The organism is Pseudoalteromonas sp. S1610 (assembly GCF_005887465.1).
GTDB lineage: Bacteria > Pseudomonadota > Gammaproteobacteria > Enterobacterales > Alteromonadaceae > Pseudoalteromonas > Pseudoalteromonas undina.
Genome location: NZ_PNDI01000050.1, coordinates 14883 through 35707, shown reverse-complemented (window position 1 = coordinate 35707; position 20825 = coordinate 14883). Strand labels below are relative to the sequence as shown.

Below are 20825 nucleotides of genomic sequence, written 5' to 3'. Positions count from 1 at the left end.
CTTTATGTATGAGTAATCAACCTGACCAAATATGAAAACAATTTTAACTTCTTTTGTGCTCATTTTTAGTATTTTGATCGTTGGCTGTAATGACAATACTAAACCTAAAGAACAGTACATTGACAATGACCGTCCAGGCGATACCGCCACAGTGTATTTTGATGCGCTTTATAATCAACATAACTTGCAAAAAGCCAGTAATTTCGCAACGCCTAAGCTAGCTCGCATAATGAAATCTTACGGTACAGCAAAACAATTTGCCCGTAGTCTTATTAATTTACAATTCGATGAAGTGGTAATTGAAATTGATATGTCAAATTCAAGCCTGCGAGAACAGTACGGTAATCACGCTAAGATAAATATTGTATTTACTGGTTATTTTAATGGAAAAAAAATTGATGACTTTCGCAGTATCGAAATGCTAAAAATAAAAGGTAAATGGTACGTAGATAAAATCATCGCCGATCCTTACGGGCGCTGATCAACGTTCAATCTAAAAATATATAAAAAAGCCTTAAATTATAAGTTTAAGGCTTTTTTAGTGCTTGAGTACAATGTTAGAAATCTTCAGGTTTAAAATTATCTACCGCAATAGCCTGCATTCGTAATTTATTAGCATGATGCATAGCTTCAGCATCTAACTTAGTAAGTAACTCATGCTCAAGAGCGTACTCAATAGCTTGTTCAATATCAAAAGTTGCAGGTACCTTACCTTTTCGTTGCCACTGCTTTAAATGTTTAAATTGATTTTGCATGTCGTGCATCGCTAAAAAAGCATTTTCCATCACTCCAGTGCCTGCCTTCTCATCGATGTAGCACAAATGAGTAAGCCTGTTTCGAAACACGCCTGGTTGAGTCATGTGTTCACAAATACTTTGTGAAGTGGTATCACTTGGTTTGTGATAATGATTACCTAACGGAAACACAATGCGTTTAAGGGCAAAGTTAACCACCGGGTTAGAGAAATTTTTAAAGAAACCGTCAAATGCTTGACCTATTTCATATAATGACGTCTCTATTGCATACTTAACAAAAGGTAAATCAGCTTGTTGACGCCCTTCATCTTCAAAACGTTTTAACACGGTAGAAGCAATATACAAATGACTTAATACATCGCCTAAACGTGCCGATATCATTTCTTTGCGTTTAAGTTCACCACCTAACATCAACATTGCAACATCTGTTGTAAACGCAAGTCCTCGGCTCATTCTCCCTAACTGTTTATAGTAGGCCGCGGTTTCTCCGCACACAGGTGCTTTGGCAAAGTGGCTGCGAGTTAAACCATGCACTAAAGCCATGCTTGCATTGCCAATAGCAAACACTATGTGGTTCATCAATAGACCATCAAATTGCTCTAATGCCGCGTCATCATCTTCCATTGAAGCCGCTTCCATTTCTTTTAATACAAACGGATGACAACGAGTAGCGCCTTGGCCAAATATCATTAAATTACGAGTTAAAATATTAGCGCCCTCAACCGTAATCGAAACCGGAATACCCATATAGCCATGTGCTAAATAGTTATTAGGCCCAACCTGAATCCCTTTACCTGCATGAATGTCCATCGCATCATTCATTACTGTTCGACCCATTTCGGTCATATGGTATTTTGCAATAGCTGTTACTACTGATGGACTTAGTTTTAAATCAATAGCACCAGCTGTCATTAACCTGCACGATTCCAGCGCATAAGTTAGGCCACCAATACGTGCTAACCCTTCTTGAACCCCTTCAAATTGACCAATTGACACACCAAACTGTTGTCGAACAACAGAGTAAGCCGAAGTCATTTTAGCCGCTAAATGCCCTGTTGCAGTGCTTAGTGCCGGTAACGAAATACCACGCCCTGCACTTAAACATTCAACTAGCATGCGCCAACCTCGTCCTGCCCCTTGCTGACCACCTATAATCCAATCAAGCGGAATAAATACATCTTTACCGTACGTTGTGCCATTCATAAACGCCATATTTAGGGGGTAATGCCGCTCGCCGGTTTTAACACCTGGGTGATCGGTTGGAATGAGTGCACACGTAATGCCAAGCTCTTTTTCATCGCCTAACAACCCATCTGGATCGTACATTTTAAATGCAAGCCCTAACACAGTCGCAACTGGCGCAAGTGTGATGTAGCGTTTTGACCAATTTAAACGCAGCCCCAACACTTCCTTACCATCATGCTCGCCTTTGCACACCACACCAGAATCAGGAATACTGCCAGCATCTGAGCCAGCCTCAGGGCCCGTTAATGCAAAACAAGGCACATCGTCGCCTTTTGCAAGGCTAGGTAGCCAGCGCTCTTGTTGCTCAGTTGTTCCGTAGTGCAGTAATAACTCACCAGGACCTAAGCTATTGGGTACCATGACCGTCACGGCGGCTGTTAAGCTTTTAGTCGCAATTTTTGACACTATGGTGGAATTGGCAATAGCAGAGAATTCAAGACCCCCAAATTTTTCTGGGATGATCATTGCAAAAAACCCTTCGGTTTTTAAAAAGTCCCAAACCTCTTTAGGTAAATCTTTGTCTTTTTGTACAATTTTATAGTCATCAAGCATGGCTAATAAAGTTTCAACTTGATTATCTATAAATGCAGTTTCTTTTTCACTTAACTGTGGACGCGGATAGTTGTGTAATTTTTGCCAATCAGGATCACCACTAAATAGCTCGCCATCCCACCAAACATCGCCTGCTTCCATGGCTTCTCGCTCTGTTTGCGATAATGGCGGTAATACTTTTTTAAACATTTTAAAAGTGGGTCGAGTAATTAAATTAAGGCGGATATCTTTAATTGCAAACACCACGATCACCACAACCAGCAATATAATAAATACTGACATAAACACATTCCTTTACAGTTATAAAAACATTGATTTAATTATGACCGATCTTAATTTAAATACAATGGGCTGTCAGAGGAGTGCCACTAAATGATGAGCCGATTCTATTGTAATTAAAATATAACGATAAAGTAGAGTTACGCATTTATTACACACAGCAAAAAGCCCACAAAGTGTGGGCTTTTTACTACTTAACTGGTTTTAATTTATGCGATTAAACGCTTAATTAAAACTGAAAACGCATGTTAGCAAAGTAAGCATCGTTATCTGAGTCATCTGCGTTGTTGCCGTAACCCACTTTTAAACCAATGTTTTTATTGATGAAGTGTTGAGCACCAAAGCTGTAGTTGTCTTCTTTATCGTAAGATGCAAATACAGAAGTCGCTTTAGAGAAGTAGTAGTTTGTTTCTACGTTCCATTGGTCATCTGCTTCGTCAAGGCTTACAAATGTACCTTCTACTGTTAAGTAGTTACCTTGTTGTAAATCAACAAAGTATTTAGCAGCTACTGAACGAGAATCAAAATCATCATCTGATTCTACAGTGATACCTACGTAATCTGTATCGTTTAGCATGTGGTTGTATGCTAAAGAAAAGAATGTAACGTTATCACCATCTTTTTGATCAACAAATCTTACTTTTGCAAGTAAATCTGGGTTAAAGAAATAACCAGCAGAAAGTGTGTATGACTCGTTGTTAGAGTTGTAATCAGCATTTTGATAAGACGCACCAACAACAAAATCTTCAACGAAGTATTCACCGCCAATAGCAGTCACATCGCCAAAATCGTCATCAGCGTAGCCACCAAATACGTTGCTTTGCTTATTGATGTATTCGAATTGATCGTATGGACCTAGTGTGCTCTTTGGAGAGAAGTAGTAAGTAGAGTCCACGCTGATAGTATCGTTGTTATCAGTATCTGTGTAGTTTAAGTTACTGATTGATTGATAGCTATCTGCAGCGTGTGCAGCACTTGATAATAAAAGACCTGAAATAATAATTGCTAACTTTTTCATAATGAAACATCCCTATGTACATTGTTTTTGTACTTTAACTACATTGCTAAAGTGGGGGTATGCTAACGCCGCGAAACTGAACGAAAACTGAATCAAGCAATTGTATTTGTTAGGGAATTTGTAAGAAAGTGTTGGAGTAATTTATGTTAAAGTAATCGCAACAAACTGTAAACAATTACTTTAATTTTACACCGATTTTTGTTTGTTTCTATAATGAATACTGGCTAATTATCCTATAAACATCATTTATGTTATCACCAGCTTTAAAGTCTTTGCTGATAGGGTTTGGATCAGATCCAACCCAAATTTTCAGTTCTGCATCTAAATCAAAGTGCCCCGCACTTTCTTTGCTGAACTTAGTTATCTTAGAGTAAGCAATACTGATCATTTCCATTTTAGAACCAGTCACACCTTGTTTATCTAATAAAATTAGTCGCTTATTAGTAAAGATAAACATATCACGAACTACTTTATACGCCTTTTCAACTCGCTCACCTTCAATAAGCGTATTAGCCAATACTTTTTCTAAATCGGCATCATCCACTTCACTGGCGTTACCCATTAAACCACTAAATAATCCCATTACAGTTTCTCCTGTTTAAATATTTGATTTTCTAGAGTATGACCATTTACTAACTGCCTATACTGCCAATTATGTTGGTGGCAAAATTGCAATAGCGCGATGTCAAGTGAATCGCTAGTTGGTTGATACTCAATCACATACTCTTTATGTTGGCTCATATAAACACGACTCACACCCTCAATTGCTTGCAGTTGTTGCTCCACATTTTGATACGCTTCACTTAGCATTAAGGTATAAAAGTGCTTATCAGTATTCGCCGCTTTAGTTTGATGCTCGCTTAATATGCCTTTATCTAAATGTAGTACTTGGGAGCAAAGTCGTTCTAGTTCAGTTAAATCATGAGAGCTTAAAATAAACGTCGCTTGAGACGACAGCTCAGACACCAGCTCTCTGACCTCTCTGGCATGAATCGGATCAAGCCCTGCGGTGGCTTCATCTAACATTACAATTTGCGGTGAACCAATTAATGCTTGTGCTATGGTTACACGCTTGCGCATACCGTGAGATAAGTCCCCTGCGCGGTTTTTTGCAACCTCGCTAAGACCCACTAAATCTAATACTCGAAGTGCCTCTATTTGGCTTTGCTTGGTGCCCATACCTTGTAGCTTGGCATAAAAGCTAAGTTGTTTATCTATATTAAAACGCGGATCTAGCTGTGCATCTTGTGGTAACGCACTCACTTTATTAAATAAAGCCGCGCTACCTGGTTTATTGCCGAGTATTTCAAGCTCACCCATGCTAGGTGCGATATAGCCACACAATAAACTAAATAAAGTGGTTTTCCCTGCGCCATTAGGGCCAACTAATGCAACTGGCGCGCCTTTTTGAATCTCAAAATTCACATTATCAAGAGCCAATTTTGAGCCGTATGATTTACTTAAATTACGCCCTGTTATTAATGATTTCATAATGAGCTCCTTGCAAAAATACGTTGAGCAACTGCAAGTAACACCGCTGTTTGCACTAAAGGAATAGCCAAAGCGCTCAATAACGGTAAGTTTTGTCCAGCTAATAACTCTATTTGCACACCGGGGAATAAATAATCAAGCACACTTAATGCGGGTAGTTGCCACTCCAGTAATCCAACAATAATGCCACCGGCTGTAAAATATAAAATAGCTAATACAATTGCCAGACGAGAGGAACTCGCAAAAGTATTAATTAAGCTCATTAAGGCTACAAACGGCGAAAAAGTAACTATGAGTATTAAAAATATTGAAACAGCACGACCAAGGCCACCAGCAAGTAAGCTCGGCTCGCGAAACCCGAGCACCGCCAATGTCGCTATAAGCGTGATGCCAACTAAACAGGTTAGTACCGCTAACTGTCCTAAAAATCGACCAAAGAGTATTTCAAAGCGCGTTGAGCGTAATGATAAAAACCTTAGCGTACCGCGCTCTCTGTCACCGACGGTTTGATCACTACAAATAAATAAGCTAAAAACAGGAAAACTATACAAAGCAATAAGCCAATACATAGCAAATTCGGCTTCAGGCCAATCAAGTAACTTACTTAATCCAATAGAGCCGGAAATATCACGGGCTATTTGTTCAAAATCTGGCGAGCTGATTATGCCTACAGCTTGGCCTATGGGGTAACGTAAAATAACAAGCCACACTAGCGCAAAAGCCGCCAGTGCAATAAGTCCTCGTTTAGTTAAAAACATACGTACCAGCTCAAAACCCGCGATTTGGGTTAAGCGCCCTACGTTAATAGGTGATGGTGTTGCCATTGACTATCCTTAATGACGTTGTTCATACTTTAAAATAAGCGTTATTTAACAACACTAAGTGTAAACACGTTGAATTGCTAGCAAAAAAAAGCCTACTCAGAGGTAGGCTTTGTAACAAATAATGTAATTTAACCAATTAATAATTATAAATGTTGCTCATAAATAACTAATGCTTGCTGTAAGTCGGCAATTAAATCTTCAACATCTTCCAAACCAATATGCAAACGAATAACAGGTCCATGCTCCCACCCTGTTTGCGAGCGCAGCCCTTTCATTGATAAGTTTGCCGTTACTAAGCTCTCGAAGCCCCCCCACGAAAAGCCCATTTTGAAATGTTGTAGGCTATCTAAAAAAGCATCTATGGCGTGTTGATTACCCGCTTTCATTACAAACGAAAATAAACCATTACTACCGTCAAAATCGCGTTTAAAAAATTCATGGCCTGGGCATGTTATAAACGCAGGATGGCGAATATGATCCACCAGCTGATGTTGCTCAAGCCATTTTGCTACTTCTAGCGCGGCTTTTTCATGCTGGTTTAATCGCACGGCCATGGTACGCAAGCCTCGTAGTGCTAAATACGCATCATCGGCACTAGTGCATTGACCTAATAAGTAAGACTGCTCGCGTAACGTAGGCCAATATTTTTTATTAGCTACAGCAACGCCCATCATCACATCAGAATGGCCAACAATATATTTTGTGGCGGCTTGAATACTAATATCAACACCATGTTCAAGCGGACGATAATGCAAGCCATTGCCATAGGTGTTATCAAGCACTGTCATTACATTATGATCGTTTGCCACTTTTACCATGGCGGGAACGTCTTGAACTTCCATGGTAATTGACCCCGGAGACTCTAAAAACAACATTTTGGTATTGTCTTGAATGTACTCTTTTATGTCTGCACCAATCATTGGCGGATAATAGGTCGTACTAATACCCAACCCAGCTAATATCTTGTCGCAAAAATCACGAGTTGGCTCGTAAACAGTGTCCACTATTAAAATATGATCACCGGACTTTAAAAACGATAACAGAGTTTGGCTTATCGCTGCCGCGCCACATGAGTATAACGCACAGCCCTCACCGCCTTCGAGTTCGGTAATAGCCTCTTGCAGAGCAAAATGAGTGGTCGTCCCTCTGCGGCCATAAAACAAGGTTTTGTCGCCACGTGTTTTAGCCGCTTCTTTAAGCTCACTCACAGAATCAAATACAATCGTTGAAGCGCGCTGTATCACTGGATTAACTACGCCATGGGTGTACGCTTTTTTGCGCCCTGATGACACTAATTGGGTATTTTTATTTTTGCTCGACATGATTCATCCTTCTATCTGAGTACGCCAATATTCAATTAAATAACGCGAAATCGAATCAGCTCTAGGTAGCTTTAAATGCTCCCCCTCGTGTTGCCAATCTTTAAATTGCGCAAGTTCTTGGCGAGAAAACCATCGTGCATCTTCAAGTTCATCTTGCTCTGTGCTTATTTCATCACTGCTTGCTGTGGCAATAAAACCAAGCATAATTGATGAAGGAAACGGCCAAGGTTGAGAAGCAATATACTCTGCTTTTTCCACGGTAATGCCCGCTTCCTCTTTTACTTCTCGGATCACGGTTTGTTCAAGGGTTTCACCTGGATCGACAAACCCGGCAAGCGAGGAATACAGACCTTTTGGCCAAGTTGCTTGGCGACCCAATAAGCAGCGTTCAATCCCATCAGAAAATGTTTTAGTTACTACCATAATAACGGCTGGATCGGTACGCGGAAAAGTTTGGTGCATACAGGCTGCGTTGTCGCATAAACGTGAATGCCCCCCTTCAACTAAGTGATTTTTGGTACCACAGCGACCACAAAAACTATGAGTGGCATGCCAGTAACACAACCCACGAGCAAGCGCTGCATTTGAGCCATCTTCAAGTGCTACTTGAGTACCATATTGACGAATATCTGCAAACTTGGCATCACCAACAATCGTTGCTAATAACGACTCTTCGAGTTCAGTTACGTCTAGCGCAAATACGGCATTATCCTGTTTATTTGATCCTAAAAGAATAGCCTGCGTTAAATCTAAATGCGCCACTTGTTGGTAAGCTAAATACACCACCTCAGGGCTACTGTTAGCAAATAAGGTGTGATTGCCTTTAACTAAAAGCCATAAACTGTCTGCTGTTTTTTTTGCGTCTACCCAAGTAGGGTCTTTGCGCGCATTTGAGCCTCTGTCTAATGGCATATTACTGTAGTTAAGCATGTAATTCCTTGATACTAATTGAATCTTAAAATTACCATACTCATCCACTAAACCCAATTTATTATCGCCATAAAAAAAGCCTAAATTAGGCTTAATTAATCTATGCACCCGTTGTATTAAATACTCTCATGATCAACGCAAACATTCTGCTCAAAAATAAATCAAAAATACAATACTTATACTTTTTAAAGTAGTAGCTGTTTGTCAATTAAATGAAATTGCTCGGCACTTTGCTTAAGTACCTCTGCGGTTAATTTATCAGCACCGTATACATCACACGGAACATCATATTGATTTTTTAAATGCCCAAGTAATAATGCAAAGTCACCGTCACCCGAGAGTAAAATAACTTTATCAAGCTGCTTCCCCTGCTCTAGCATATCTATGGTTATACCCACATCCCAATCGCCTTTGGCACTGCCGTCACGGCGTTGAATAAAGGGTTTTAGTTTTACTTCAAAGCCAATAGCGCGCAAAATATTTTGAAACTGATTTTGCTTTTCATCACCTCGGTATATTGCATAAGCGAACGCACATTCTATATCGTATTGTTGCTCCATCATTCGCCAAAAGGCATTGTAATCAAAGTTTTTACCGTAGCTTTCGCTACAGGTGTAATAAATATTTTGTACATCGACAAAAATACCTACACGAGGTTTACTGCTTTGTTGTGAGGTCATTCTTATGTCCCAATGAGTAATACTTGCAATTGCGTGTTAAGTAACCTAAATTAGTTACCAAACCCAACGTAACCAAATACGGTTACATTTAACAATGTAACCAAATTTAGTTACATATAAATAATCTATCTGGATTTTTATGATTGGTGTGATCAGCGGCGATATTATTAAATCGCAAAAAATACCTAAACAACAATACGATGCCATGCTTTACCAGCTAGAGCAAAGTTTACGTGCAAATTGCAATAAAACAACATCTTGGGATATTTACCGTGGGGATGCATTTCAACTGCAACTCGATAAAAGTGAACAGTTAGTTACCACCGCTATTCTTATTTATCTACAGTTAAAATCTGCCGGCTATGAATTGCGCCAAAGCATGGCGTTGGGGCACATAGATAACCCTAGTACGAGTATAAAAACTGCTACAGGCTCTGCGTTTACTCTCTCTGGTCATGAGCTAGATAAAATGACAAACCAGCGTTTTACATTTGCTATTGCAGATCAATCGGTTGATGAGAGCTTTAAGCTAAACCTAGCGTTTGTCGATGTATTACTGTGTAAAATAACCCAAAAACAAGCAAATGCTTTGTATGTATATTTAACCCATACTAATAACAACCATGCAGCTTTAGCTAAAGAGCTCAACACTAGCCGCGAAAACGTTACTAAGCTGCTTAATCTTGCTAACTATCAGCTGATAGAACGATTTATTTCACATGCACAACAACAGCTTAGAAGCATACAGCAAGGACATGACTAATGGAATTTTCACTATTACTCGTTGCACTGATTATTGGCCACTTACTCGCTGATTTTTATTGGCAACCCATGAGTTGGGTAAACGACAGAAACACCCGTCATTTTAAAGCAAAAAAACTTTACTACCATGTATTGGTTCACGGAATTACCAGTGCAGTCGTTGTGGCACTTTGGGAATATAGTTTTGGCTGGCAACAACTAAGCAGCGTATTACTGGCGACCGGCATTATTATGATCAGTCACTACTTTATTGATATTGCGAAATCGTATTCAAATAAAGGCGTAGTGCCTTTTTTATTAGACCAAATTGCACATATCACTGTCATTATTGCGATAAGTATTTGGCTAACTGACGATCAGCAATTTGCTGACAATGTGATGGCGTTATTGTGCAACGATAAAGTGCTGTGGGTTATAGCTGGTTACCTTATTATTTTAAGTCCCAGTGCGGTATTTATAAGAATGATGTTAGAGCGTTTAACTAATCACTTTTCTAGTGATGGTAGCCTCCCCTTAGCAGGACAAAGTATTGGTATGCTTGAAAGAGTACTTATGCTGACATTTATTTTATTAGATCAGTTTGCAGGGCTTGGGTTTTTAATTGCCGCCAAATCCGTGTTTAGATTTGGCGACTTAAGTGCCAGCAAAGATAAACAACTCACTGAATATGTGATGCTAGGAACGTTACTGAGCGTTAGTGTTACTTTATTTGTAGGATTAGCAGTTAATTATTTAATCGGTTAGTAAAGCTTTAAAATAGGCATTAAAAACGCGCTACCAGTAAAAGTAAGCGCGTTTTTTATTAAAACGAACTAAACCTAATTAGTCGTTATTTGCTGGACGACGACGGCGCTGGCCATTCCCACCTACCGATTGACGCTTTGCCCAAGGATTTTGTGCATTCTCGTCTGTTTTTGCTGCAGGCTTTTTAGAGCCACCACGACGAGGGCCTGTACCATTGCCACCATTGTTAGGCTTTTTGCTATTAGGCTTGCTGCTATCTGATTTAGGCTTATTGAATGGTTGTTTTTTCTTTGGCTTTTTAGCCGGTAACGGGCGTGCATCGAGTGCGCGCTCAGCAACAGGGTTAGCCGGTTCAAAACCTTCTTCTTCAGCACGTGGAATTAGCTCGCCAATAAAGCGCTCAATGCCGTATAAATCTACTGCATCGTCAACCGTTACAAACGAAATAGCATGCCCTGATGCTCCCGCACGACCAGTTCGGCCAATACGGTGAACATAATCTTCATATACATTAGGTAAGTCGTAGTTTACAACATGCGGTAATTCAACAATGTCTAAACCACGTGCAACAATATCGGTTGCCACTAATACGCGCACTTCACCACTTTTAAAGCCCTCTAGTGCTTTAACACGCGCGCCCTGAGATTTATTGCCATGGATTGCCGCACCAACAATATCATCGCGTTCAAGTTGCTTAACTAAACGATTAGCACCGTGTTTAGTACGACTAAATACCAGTACTTGTTGCCAATCGTTGCTACGAATTAAATGGCTTAATAGGGCCGTTTTACGTGCTTTGTCTACTGCGTATACGCTTTGCGTGACACTTTTTGCGGTGGTGTTTTTAGCCGCAACAGAAATTTCAACGGGGTCGTTAATTAACCCTTTTGCCAGCGCGCGAATATCATCCGAAAACGTGGCTGAGAACATTAAGTTTTGACGCTTTTCAGGCATTTTTGCAATTAGGCGTTTAATATCATGGATAAAGCCCATGTCTAACATACGGTCAGCTTCATCTAAAACCAGCACTTCAACGCTATCAAATTTAACCGCGTTTTGATTGTGTAAATCAATTAAACGCCCTGGTGTCGCCACTAAAATATCAACCCCTTTGCGCAGGCGCTGCATTTGTGGGTTAATTTTAACACCACCGTAAACAACAAACGAACTCACGTTTGAATGCTTAGCATATTCTTCAACATTTTCACTTACTTGCAACGCAAGCTCACGGGTTGGCGTTAAAATAAGCGCACGAACATGATTACTTTTTGCTTTAGTACCCGACGATAAACGCTCAATAAGCGGCAAAGTAAAACCAGCGGTTTTACCGGTACCGGTTTGCGCTGCGGCCATTACATCGCGACGTGCAATAATTGCTGGAATAGCTTGAGCCTGAATAGGCGTTGGCGTTTCATAGCCCTTTTCTAAAACCGCATTAACTAAAGACTGTGATAAACCTAAACCATCAAAACTCATATAAACTCTCTATTTCAAATTAGGCCAAAGTGGCCAGTTGCGCGCATTATACCTTTAGTGGCTCAGAATGCATGCCATTATTTACTTTGTGCCAAATCAATAAACACAAATACTAAAAAAGCGGCTAAACAGCCGCTTTTTATTTACCTGGCATTACAAATGCTAAAAGATTATTTTACACCTAACTCACGTAAACGCTCTTGTAAGTAGCTATCTGCTGTGTAGCGATCAGATAACACCACATCTGGACGAGGGTGTAAAAATAATGGTAATGAAATACGTGATTTGGTTGTTGCTTTACCCGATGGATTAATTACACGGTGAATCGTTGATGGGAAGTAGCCACCCGATGCTTCTTGTAGCATGTCACCAATATTAATAATTAAACTACCAAAATCACATGGCACGTCTAACCAACCGCCATCGGTTTTTTGTACTTGTAAGCCTGGCTCATTTGACGCCGGTAATACGGTTAATAAGTTAATATCACCGTGCGCAGCAGCACGAATAGCACCAGGCTCTTCATCACCTGTCATTGGCGGGTAATGTAAAATACGTAACAACGTTTGCTCAGATTGGGCAATCATATCTTTTAAATCGATAGAGAACTTAGCACGCACTTCTTCAGGCGCTTCAGCCTGAACCCAGCTTAATAATGTTGCCGCAAATTCATTAGCTAAACGGTAGTACTCACGCACATCAGCTTCTAATTGTGCAGGAACACGGCCTTTAGGGTAAACATGAAAGTACTCTTTAATGTCTTTTACCGTATGGCCTTTAGCTACTTCTGATACCGACGGTGGAAAATAACCATCTTGCGTTTCTTTTGAAAATAAAAACTCATGCTTTTGCTCTGAGTTAAAAAAGTCTTGCCAATTTTCATAAATAGACTCAACTAAAGATTGCGGAATAGGATGGTTTTTTAATACGCCAAAACCAGTATTTCTCAACGATTCAACAAATTGCGCAGCCGCATCGTCCGCTTTATAATCAACTGTAGGTAATTGCATGGTACATTCCAGTAAGTAGGTTGTTAGAAGCCATTTACTAATTCGCTTAAGCCACAGGTCTACACGAAATTAGTATTACATTCAAATATAGCTTAACTACTTAATTCAAGTAATAAAGGCTGCATTTTTATGCTGTGCGAGGATAGACAAACCCCCTTGAAATTATAAGGACATATGTCCGCACTCAGTAAGCAAGCCTTCTCAGCCTTGATCAAGATCAAAATAACGCTTGTATTGAATTTTCACCCCATCGTACCAATCTCTTCCTTATCAGCGTTACACACTATATCAACTTTCTAAGGCCTCTACATGCGACAAAAAGTTTCTTTTAAAAGCGGTGAATTAGAACTCGCTGGACAACTTGAACACCCCTCTGGTGAAGTGAAATTTTATGCCTTATTTGCTCACTGTTTTACCTGCTCTAAAGATGTAGCGGCTGCAACACGAATAAGTCGCGCGCTCACTCAGCAAGGCATTGCTGTATTACGCTTTGATTTTACTGGGCTTGGTAATAGCGATGGTGACTTTGCCAACAGTAACTTTTCATCAAACATTCAAGACTTAGTGGCTGCAGCCAATCACTTAAGAACACACTTTAAAGCACCTCAGTTATTGATAGGCCACAGTTTAGGTGGTGCTGCGGTGCTGAGCACATACCCGAAATATCGGCCATTACGACTATAGGCGCGCCATCAGATGCCCAGCATGTTACTCATAACTTTGCTGCTCATTTAGATGAAATAAACCAATCGGGTGAAGCAAAAGTGTGTTTAGCTGGGCGGGAATTTACGATTAAAAAGCAATTTATAGATGACATCGCCAAATACGATAACAGCCATATAGGCAAGCTTAAGCGTGCTTTGTTAGTTATGCATTCTCCTATTGATGCCACCGTGAATATTAGTGAAGCCGAAAAAATTTACGCAGCTGCTAAGCATCCAAAAAGCTTTATTAGTTTAGATAATGCCGATCATTTACTCAGCAATAAAGAAGACGCTAACTACGCAGCCGATGTCATTGCTACGTGGGCTAATCGCTATGTTGAATACGATAAAACACCCTATAGTGCAAAATTAACTAACGGCAGTGTATTAGTTGAAGAAAAAGATCATAAATTCACTCAGCACGTGAGTACTAAAAACCATACATGGCTTGCTGATGAGCCTACCGATGTCGGCGGTAAAAACTTAGGCCCGGACCCTTATGATCATTTACTCGCTGGGCTTGGAGCTTGTACTGCAATGACACTTCGCATGTATGCAAGTCGCAAAGAGTTGCCGCTAGAGCACATAAAAGTAGAGCTCAACCATACCCGCAATTACAACCAAGATTGTGATGATTGCGAAAAAAGCGGCAATTTAGAGGCCATTATCCGCAAAATAACCTTACAAGGTGATTTAACTGACGCTCAGCGAAATCGATTACTCGAAATAGCCGACAAATGCCCTGTGCATAAAACGCTACATAATAGTCCACTGGTGGTTAGCGCATTAGTGGGGTGACGCACAGCTGTGGCTGCGCTATCTTAGATGTTCATTAATGTAACCTCACAATCTGAGATAAAATATAGAGGTTGAATAATAGGTACAATTCTAGTAGCTTGTTAGTAAAAATTATATAACCAAGGATAGGTATAAATAGTATGAATAAAAATACTTACTATGAGCGCAATAACTTTTCAATTTACGAAGTAACAAACAAAACAGGTATCGAGTTAACTTTATCTGAACTAAAACAAATTGAAATAGCTATGCTAATTACCCCAAAAGCATTAACAACTTTTATTAATATATTACACAACCCTGCTAACTTAGATGAAAAGAAAAAAGAAAAATTCGAATCAATTATGAAACAATATGGTTTTATTAATTCAATTAATTTTGAGGCAACACGAACATTTCTAATTCGCCAAGCACGCAAAATAATAAACCTTATCGGCTCCATGCTTTTAACCCCTCATAAACTTTATAAATGCACAGGGTTTGGAGATGCTACTTATTATGATAGATATGGAATTATAGGGTTTGGTAAGAGCTTTTTCGAAGTAGGAACTGACAGAAAAGTTGATACTATCGTTCACGAGTTTAGTCACGCGGTATGGACTTCTGAAGATACAGCATATAACGCTAGAACAGCTTTGAAAGAGCTTAATATAATCGCTCGAAACGCACGAATAAACCAAAGCGCCCAAGATAGAAAAGAAATTCTATCCTCTTCATACGCATTTGAAAGTGCAGTACGAGCAGCCCAATGAAAAGAATTATTATTACTATATTTTGTTTGATTAGTTACTCATCGTTTGCTACCGAAGAAGCTATCGAAAGTCCTATCGCTACCTCCTCTTTCACTTTTTGTCATATAGATACTAAGTGTATAACGAATATCAGATTAGCTAACACAACACCATATAAAGTTAAGCTAAGCTCTCTCGCTTTTAATAAGCAAGGAATCGATTTAAACTCGATGTATGTATTTGAAGAAGATAGGTATTACGATTTAAAAGAGAATAACTTAGATACAGGTATGTCAGAGCAACCCATACAGGGACGCAGACGCGCCTACAAGCAATTGTCATCATTAGAATTCGAGCCCCTAGAAGTCAAATTTATTGAACTAAAAGGCATAGAAAAGAGGTTTGCATTAGATCCAGGTAAGAGGTATCTGGTGGGGACACTTACCCCATTTGTAAACTTGTACATTAATGGTAAATTTGCCGATATCATCACAATTAGAACAAACTATTCACTTTTAACAATTCCTACAGAAGATATGGAAATAAAGGAACAGCCAATAAAGCAGTTTGCTACGCCCCAAGGGTAACCTGCAATAAATATACATGCTTTGTTTGATCGCACTAAAAATTCTGCGTCAGCTTAAACCTTTATATATCAAGCCAGCATAATGTTGGCTTGAAATATATCTTAGCTAATTATCTAAAAACGCCGCTACCTCTTTGCTCACTCTATCCACCAACCATTTAGGCCCGCCATCGTACATATCGTTATGACGTGATTTTTCTATCAACGTTTGCGTAACAGGATAAACGGTTAACTCTTGATCGGTTAAAAGCACGTTTGCATCGGCTGGATAATCACTAGCGCGCAGTGTAAGTACGCGTATGCTTTTATTGCGTGGCAATAACATGCGGCGGTGATCGAGCGTAATTAATTGGCTTACTTCATTTGGATAAATAGCTGCATACAAGGCTGAAATATCTCCACCATTTGAGTGACCAAATAAAGTGAGTTTTGTAAAATCATACTCAGGGTATTTAACACTTAGCTCGTTGACTAAAAATTTGAGGGTTACAACACCCCGGTGCCAATTTTCCATACGGGTAGTTAAGTATGGCTGCGCACGATTAAGTGCAGGGTCACTTTTAAGCTCATGCGCTACCGCAATGCTTAAATAGCCTTGCGCATTAAATAGCTTACTCGCAAAAGTGTATTCATTGTGGCTAATGCCATACCCTGCATTTACAAATACCACTGGGCATTTGACTTGCGCGCTGCACTTAAGGTGGTTAGCTGGTAGGGTAATATTTACAGGTATAGAGCGATTACGACTTTCATCAATGATTGCATCGTCTTGGGCATAACTTGATGATGCAAATAGCGTAGAACTTAAAGTCAGTGCACTTAACATTAAATGCTTTTTTATAATTTTTAACATGCATTCCCTTGTATTATTTATACTTTTTTAACTAACATTAATTTTTATTATAAAGGTTAGCGCGCGCCTTTGCTAATTTGTGCGATAATAGCGATTATTGTTTTACTATTATCGCAAAAGAATCCATTCATGAAATCATATAGCAGCATTGAACAACGCATCGACATTCTCCAAAGCAGAATTGAAGCCTACCAAGAAGAAATTAAAGTGTTACAAGCCGAGCCGAAAAGTAACAACGAACGGATTATTTTTAAGTTCATTGAAACCGGCAGTACAGGTAAAACCAAAGACTTTGTGAGAGAGCTGGGAATTAAATCGCCGCGTGATAGCTTATATTCATCAGGTGATGTAACTAAACTGATTAAAGATGGCGCTGATGATATTTCGCCTGAGCTACTGAGCATAGCCCGTGCACTTGCTAGCGCGCGCAACAAAAATGGCCCTGCTTGCTAATAGTAAATATACGTATTAGCCGTAAGCTCTTGCGGCTAATCAACCAGCTCGATATCAAGTCCAGCTAATAAATTTAACGCTTCAAGCCGTTCAAACTTTGCATTACTCACATCATTGCTTGTTATATCAATATTAAATTGCGTTGCGCCAACAAAGTTTGCTTTTCTCAAATTAGTTTGATGAAACAGGCTGTCTCTAAAGTCAGTATCCGAGAAGTTGCTTTGAGTTAAGTTAGCGTGCCTAAAATCAACATCTTTGGCAAAACAACTCGTCATTGTTAACGCTTTTAACTGTAATTCAAAAAACGAACTGTGGCTCAGCTCACACTGTCTAAAACTCACCGATGACGTTAGCGCTAATTGTGGCCAATTTACTTGTCCCCACATTATGCTATTGAGTTTACAATTTGCAAAGCTCACCTCTTCTAGTGAGCTGTAATTCCAATTAAGCTCAGTCAAATTACAGTTAATAAACTCACACTCTATAAACCGACAGGCATTAAACTGGCTGTGACTAAAATCGCACTCAATAAACTGACATTGTTCAAACTCAATATCGCTAAAGCGCTTTGCATTTGCTGTAAAGTTTAAAAATGGCTGATCGAAATAATGACTATCTTTAAATAGCTCACTCATAAATATAAAGCACCTAAATTGGGTTATGCCAAACAAAAAACCCCTTAGGTATTTAGCCTAAGGGGTTTTGATCTAACTAAACACTAGGGTTTCATTCTGCGCTTGGTAATTCTTTCTCAACTACACTAATAGCAAGCTCTGTCAGCGAATCGCTGTTTGCTTTGCTAGGCGCATCGGTTAATAAGCACGATGCCTGTGTTGTTTTAGGGAAAGCAATAACGTCACGAATGTTATCAGTACCACATAGCAACATAACTAAACGGTCTAAACCGAACGCTAAACCAGCATGCGGTGGTGTGCCGTATTTAAGTGCATCAAGTAAGAAACCAAATTTATCTTGCTGCTCTTGCGCTTCAATACCTAAAATTCTAAATGCCGCTTCTTGCATATCTGCATTATGAATACGTACCGAGCCACCGCCCACTTCGTAGCCGTTTAATACCATATCGTAAGCATCTGAAATAGCCGCTGCTGGGTTTGCTTCAAGCTCACTTGCACTAATATCTTTTGGTGCAGTAAATGGATGGTGTACAGCGTGTAATGTGCCTTCATCATCTTCTTCAAACATTGGGAAGTCAACAACCCAAAGTGGTGCCCAGCTATCTAAATTAGTGATTTCTAAATCAATACCAATTTTTAAACGAAGTGCGCCCATGGCTTCATTTACGGTGTTGCGTTTATCCGCACCAAATAAAATGATATCGCCTGTTTGTGCATTAGTACGTTCAAGTAACTGCGTGATCACGTCTTCATTTAAGAATTTAGCGATTGGCGATTGCACGCCCTCAACGCCTGCATCGCGGTCATTTACTTTCATCCATGCTAAACCTTTAGCACCGTAAATACCGATAAACTTAGTGTAATCATCTAGTTGCTTACGAGAAAGTGATGCGCCACCTGGTACCGTTAGTACTGCAACACGGCCTTTTTCATCATTTGCTGGGCCTGAGAATACTTTAAACTCTACGTCTTTTACTAAATCGGCTACATCAATTAGCTTCATTGGGTTACGTAAGTCTGGCTTATCAGAACCATATAAGCTCATTGCCTCAGAGTAAGGCATAATTGGGAAATCACCTAAATCAACATTTAGTAATGACTGCCACATTTCACGGATCATTTTCTCTGTCATACCACGTACTTGATCAGAGCTCATGAACGAGGTTTCTAAATCTATTTGAGTAAACTCAGGTTGACGGTCAGCACGTAAGTCTTCATCACGGAAACATTTAACAATTTGGTAGTAACGGTCAAAACCCGACATCATCAACAATTGCTTAAATAACTGTGGTGACTGTGGTAATGCGTAAAAGCTACCTTTATGAACACGACTCGGTACTAAGTAATCGCGAGCACCTTCAGGCGTTGCTTTAGTTAGCACTGGCGTTTCGATATCTAAAAAGCCATTTTCATCTAAAAAGCGACGTACAAAGCTGCTTGCTTTAGCACGTAATTTAATGCGGTCGCTCATTTCTAAACGACGTAAATCTAAGTAACGGTATTTTAAACGACGCTCTTCTGAGTTCACTTGGTTAAAGTCAAGTGGCATAGGCTCAGAGCGGTTAATAATAGTTAAACCCGTGCCTAAAATTTCTACTTCGCCGGTTGCCATGTCTTTATTTACTTGGCTATCTGGGCGAGCACGTACAATCCCTTTTAACTGAACACAAAATTCTTGACGAAGTTTGTTAGCTGTTTCCATTAATCCTTCAACTTCCGGATCGAATACAACTTGTACTAAACCTTCTCTATCACGTAAATCGACAAAGATAAGTCCGCCAAGGTCACGTCGTTTGTTGATCCAGCCACATAGTTCAACTTCCTGATCTACGTGAGTTTTATTTAGCTGTCCGCAGTATATAGAGCGCATAGTTTTCCTGTCAGATAAAAGGCATATAGCGGTTAAACACTGTTGTTTTAAAAGTTTTTATAAACACCAAAATGAAAATAAAACCGCTAGCAATTCAAAATAATCAAATTAAGCCCTGCATTATACCCAAGTCGGTTGAAGATGCTAGGGCGTGTTTACCTTTCGGGGTTGAATTTACAGCGCACCGTTTTGTTATTTGTTACACTACCGGCACTTTATAACAAGGCTTTTGTTTGTATGCTATATATTGGATGCCCGCAGTGGTCGAGCAACGCATGGAAAGGAAACTTATTTTCACGCCAGTGTAAAAATGCCGATATGCTTAGCGAATATGCGCAGCATTTTAATTCGGTAGAAGGTAATACTAGCTTTTACGCCGACCCCTCACCTGACACTGTATTACGATGGGCTGCCAGTGTACCTGATGAGTTTAAATTTACCTTTAAATTTCATCGGCGCTTTAGTCACGAACTCCAACTTACTAACGTGCAACATGAGCTAACTAATTGGCTTAATTTATTCGCCCCGCTATTTGAAAAAACAGGGCAAATAATGCTGCAATTACCTAAAGCGTTTGCCCCACAACATATAGCTAAGCTTGCCGCTTTTATTGAGTTACTTCCTAAAGAGCTAAACTATGGGGTTGAGGTACGCCACCCTGATTTTTTCAAAAAAGGTGAGGCCGAAATCGCGCTTAATCAGCTTTTAATGGCACACAATATAAATCGCATTGCTATGGATACTCGGGCGCTCTTTGCGGTAAAGCCAACCACCGAAGCGCTAATAGACGCCCAACAAAAAAAGCCCCACTTACCAGTGCACGCTATTGCTACGGGCTCGCAGCCTATGGCGCGCTTCGTTATTGCTGATTTAGAAAACGATTATAAGACCTTTTATCAGCCTTGGCTTAGCAAAGTAACCCAGTGGCTCGATGAGGGCAAAAGCCCCTATGTGTTTTTTCATACCGCTGATAACCGCGAAGCGCCGCTGCTGGCTCGCCAGTTTTGCCAAGATTTGGGGTATAATCACAACGTACTCAATCCATTTAGTGGCGAAAAAGAAGCCCACCAGCAAGCACTTTTTTAAAAATAAATTCAAAATACAGAG

20 protein-coding genes and 1 pseudogene are annotated in these 20825 nt (G+C 39.8%); 8 read left to right on the top strand and 13 right to left on the bottom strand.

Annotated elements, in window-relative coordinates; translation table 11 throughout:
* The first annotated feature begins 31 nt into the window (after window positions 1–31).
* A complete protein-coding gene (locus tag CWB77_RS15260) occupies window positions 32–481 on the top strand; it encodes a hypothetical protein (protein WP_010391478.1) in 450 nt (149 codons plus the stop codon).
* Between the two features lie 76 nt (window positions 482–557).
* Here CWB77_RS15260 and CWB77_RS15255 read toward each other — a convergent pair whose 3' ends face one another.
* The 8 genes from CWB77_RS15255 to CWB77_RS15220 all read right to left on the bottom strand — a co-directional run bounded on the left by CWB77_RS15255 (window position 558) and on the right by CWB77_RS15220 (window position 9096).
* Complete coding sequence (locus CWB77_RS15255; RefSeq protein ID WP_138623460.1) at window positions 558–2834, bottom strand: acyl-CoA dehydrogenase; 2277 nt, start codon at window positions 2832–2834, stop codon at window positions 558–560.
* Window positions 2835–3060: 226 nt separating this feature from the next.
* A complete protein-coding gene (locus CWB77_RS15250; protein WP_010391475.1) occupies window positions 3061–3849 on the bottom strand; it encodes a putative porin in 789 nt (262 codons plus the stop codon).
* Window positions 3850–4057: 208 nt separating this feature from the next.
* Window positions 4058–4432, bottom strand: a complete 375-nt coding sequence (locus CWB77_RS15245) for a PH domain-containing protein (protein ID WP_008111597.1) — start codon at window positions 4430–4432, stop codon at window positions 4058–4060.
* Window positions 4432–5340: an ABC transporter ATP-binding protein gene (locus CWB77_RS15240; RefSeq protein ID WP_138623458.1), complete on the bottom strand. Its 909-nt coding sequence runs from the start codon at window positions 5338–5340 to the stop codon at window positions 4432–4434. The genes CWB77_RS15245 and CWB77_RS15240 overlap by 1 nt, the downstream gene beginning before the upstream one ends.
* The gene (locus tag CWB77_RS15235; protein WP_138609296.1) at window positions 5337–6164 is read right to left on the bottom strand and encodes an ABC transporter permease; all 828 of its coding nucleotides are present in this window, start codon (window positions 6162–6164) and stop codon (window positions 5337–5339) included. Before CWB77_RS15235 ends, CWB77_RS15240 begins: the two co-directional genes overlap by 4 nt.
* Window positions 6165–6307: 143 nt before the next feature.
* Window positions 6308–7486 carry a cystathionine beta-lyase gene (locus CWB77_RS15230; protein WP_138623456.1) on the bottom strand — a complete coding sequence of 393 codons (1179 nt, stop codon included), beginning with the start codon at window positions 7484–7486 and terminating at the stop codon, window positions 6308–6310.
* A gap of 3 nt (window positions 7487–7489) precedes the next feature.
* Complete coding sequence (gene nudC / locus CWB77_RS15225; protein ID WP_131690793.1) at window positions 7490–8416, bottom strand: NAD(+) diphosphatase; 927 nt, start codon at window positions 8414–8416, stop codon at window positions 7490–7492.
* A gap of 185 nt (window positions 8417–8601) precedes the next feature.
* Window positions 8602–9096, bottom strand: a complete 495-nt coding sequence (locus tag CWB77_RS15220) for a LabA-like NYN domain-containing protein (RefSeq protein WP_138623454.1) — start codon at window positions 9094–9096, stop codon at window positions 8602–8604.
* Between the two features lie 139 nt (window positions 9097–9235).
* Here CWB77_RS15220 and CWB77_RS15215 point away from each other — a divergent pair, with 139 nt between their 5' ends.
* Complete coding sequence (locus CWB77_RS15215) at window positions 9236–9859, top strand: hypothetical protein (RefSeq protein ID WP_138623452.1); 624 nt, start codon at window positions 9236–9238, stop codon at window positions 9857–9859.
* Complete coding sequence (locus CWB77_RS15210) at window positions 9859–10602, top strand: DUF3307 domain-containing protein (RefSeq protein ID WP_138623450.1); 744 nt, start codon at window positions 9859–9861, stop codon at window positions 10600–10602. Before CWB77_RS15215 ends, CWB77_RS15210 begins: the two co-directional genes overlap by 1 nt.
* Window positions 10603–10680: 78 nt before the next feature.
* Here the strand turns inward: CWB77_RS15210 and CWB77_RS15205 are convergent, their stop codons facing one another.
* Both CWB77_RS15205 and CWB77_RS15200 read right to left on the bottom strand, forming a co-directional pair.
* Window positions 10681–12078 (bottom strand): DEAD/DEAH box helicase, encoded by a 1398-nt coding sequence (locus CWB77_RS15205; RefSeq protein ID WP_138623448.1) that lies wholly within the window; start codon window positions 12076–12078, stop codon window positions 10681–10683.
* Between the two features lie 170 nt (window positions 12079–12248).
* Window positions 12249–13088, bottom strand: coding sequence for an isopenicillin N synthase family dioxygenase (locus tag CWB77_RS15200; protein WP_138596418.1), 840 nt, complete (start codon window positions 13086–13088; stop codon window positions 12249–12251).
* Between the two features lie 309 nt (window positions 13089–13397).
* Between CWB77_RS15200 and CWB77_RS15195 the strand changes: the two are divergent.
* The 3 genes and pseudogenes from CWB77_RS15195 (at window position 13398) to CWB77_RS15185 (ending at window position 15908) form a co-directional block, all read left to right on the top strand.
* Window positions 13398–14590 (top strand): annotated as a pseudogene (locus CWB77_RS15195) (bifunctional alpha/beta hydrolase/OsmC family protein).
* Between the two features lie 140 nt (window positions 14591–14730).
* Entirely contained in the window at window positions 14731–15342 is a 612-nt protein-coding gene (locus CWB77_RS15190; protein WP_010391453.1) for a M35 family metalloendopeptidase, read from the top strand.
* Window positions 15339–15908 carry a hypothetical protein gene (locus CWB77_RS15185; protein ID WP_010391450.1) on the top strand — a complete coding sequence of 190 codons (570 nt, stop codon included), beginning with the start codon at window positions 15339–15341 and terminating at the stop codon, window positions 15906–15908. The genes CWB77_RS15190 and CWB77_RS15185 overlap by 4 nt, the downstream gene beginning before the upstream one ends.
* A 105-nt stretch (window positions 15909–16013) precedes the next feature.
* Here CWB77_RS15185 and CWB77_RS15180 read toward each other — a convergent pair whose 3' ends face one another.
* Window positions 16014–16760, bottom strand: a complete 747-nt coding sequence (locus CWB77_RS15180; protein ID WP_138623446.1) for an alpha/beta fold hydrolase — start codon at window positions 16758–16760, stop codon at window positions 16014–16016.
* 129 nt (window positions 16761–16889) lie between these two features.
* Between CWB77_RS15180 and CWB77_RS15175 the strand changes: the two genes are divergently transcribed.
* Window positions 16890–17213 (top strand): hypothetical protein, encoded by a 324-nt coding sequence (locus tag CWB77_RS15175; protein ID WP_008111621.1) that lies wholly within the window; start codon window positions 16890–16892, stop codon window positions 17211–17213.
* Window positions 17214–17248: 35 nt separating this feature from the next.
* Here the strand turns inward: CWB77_RS15175 and CWB77_RS15170 are convergent, their stop codons facing one another.
* Window positions 17249–17848, bottom strand: coding sequence for a pentapeptide repeat-containing protein (locus CWB77_RS15170; protein ID WP_138623444.1), 600 nt, complete (start codon window positions 17846–17848; stop codon window positions 17249–17251).
* Between the two features lie 91 nt (window positions 17849–17939).
* Window positions 17940–19718, bottom strand: coding sequence for an aspartate--tRNA ligase (gene aspS / locus CWB77_RS15165; RefSeq protein WP_013464572.1), 1779 nt, complete (start codon window positions 19716–19718; stop codon window positions 17940–17942).
* 237 nt (window positions 19719–19955) lie between these two features.
* Here aspS and CWB77_RS15160 point away from each other — a divergent pair, with 237 nt between their 5' ends.
* On the top strand, window positions 19956–20804 hold the full coding sequence (locus tag CWB77_RS15160; protein WP_138623442.1) for a DUF72 domain-containing protein: 849 nt from the start codon (window positions 19956–19958) through the stop codon (window positions 20802–20804).
* Window positions 20805–20825: the final 21 nt, after the last annotated feature.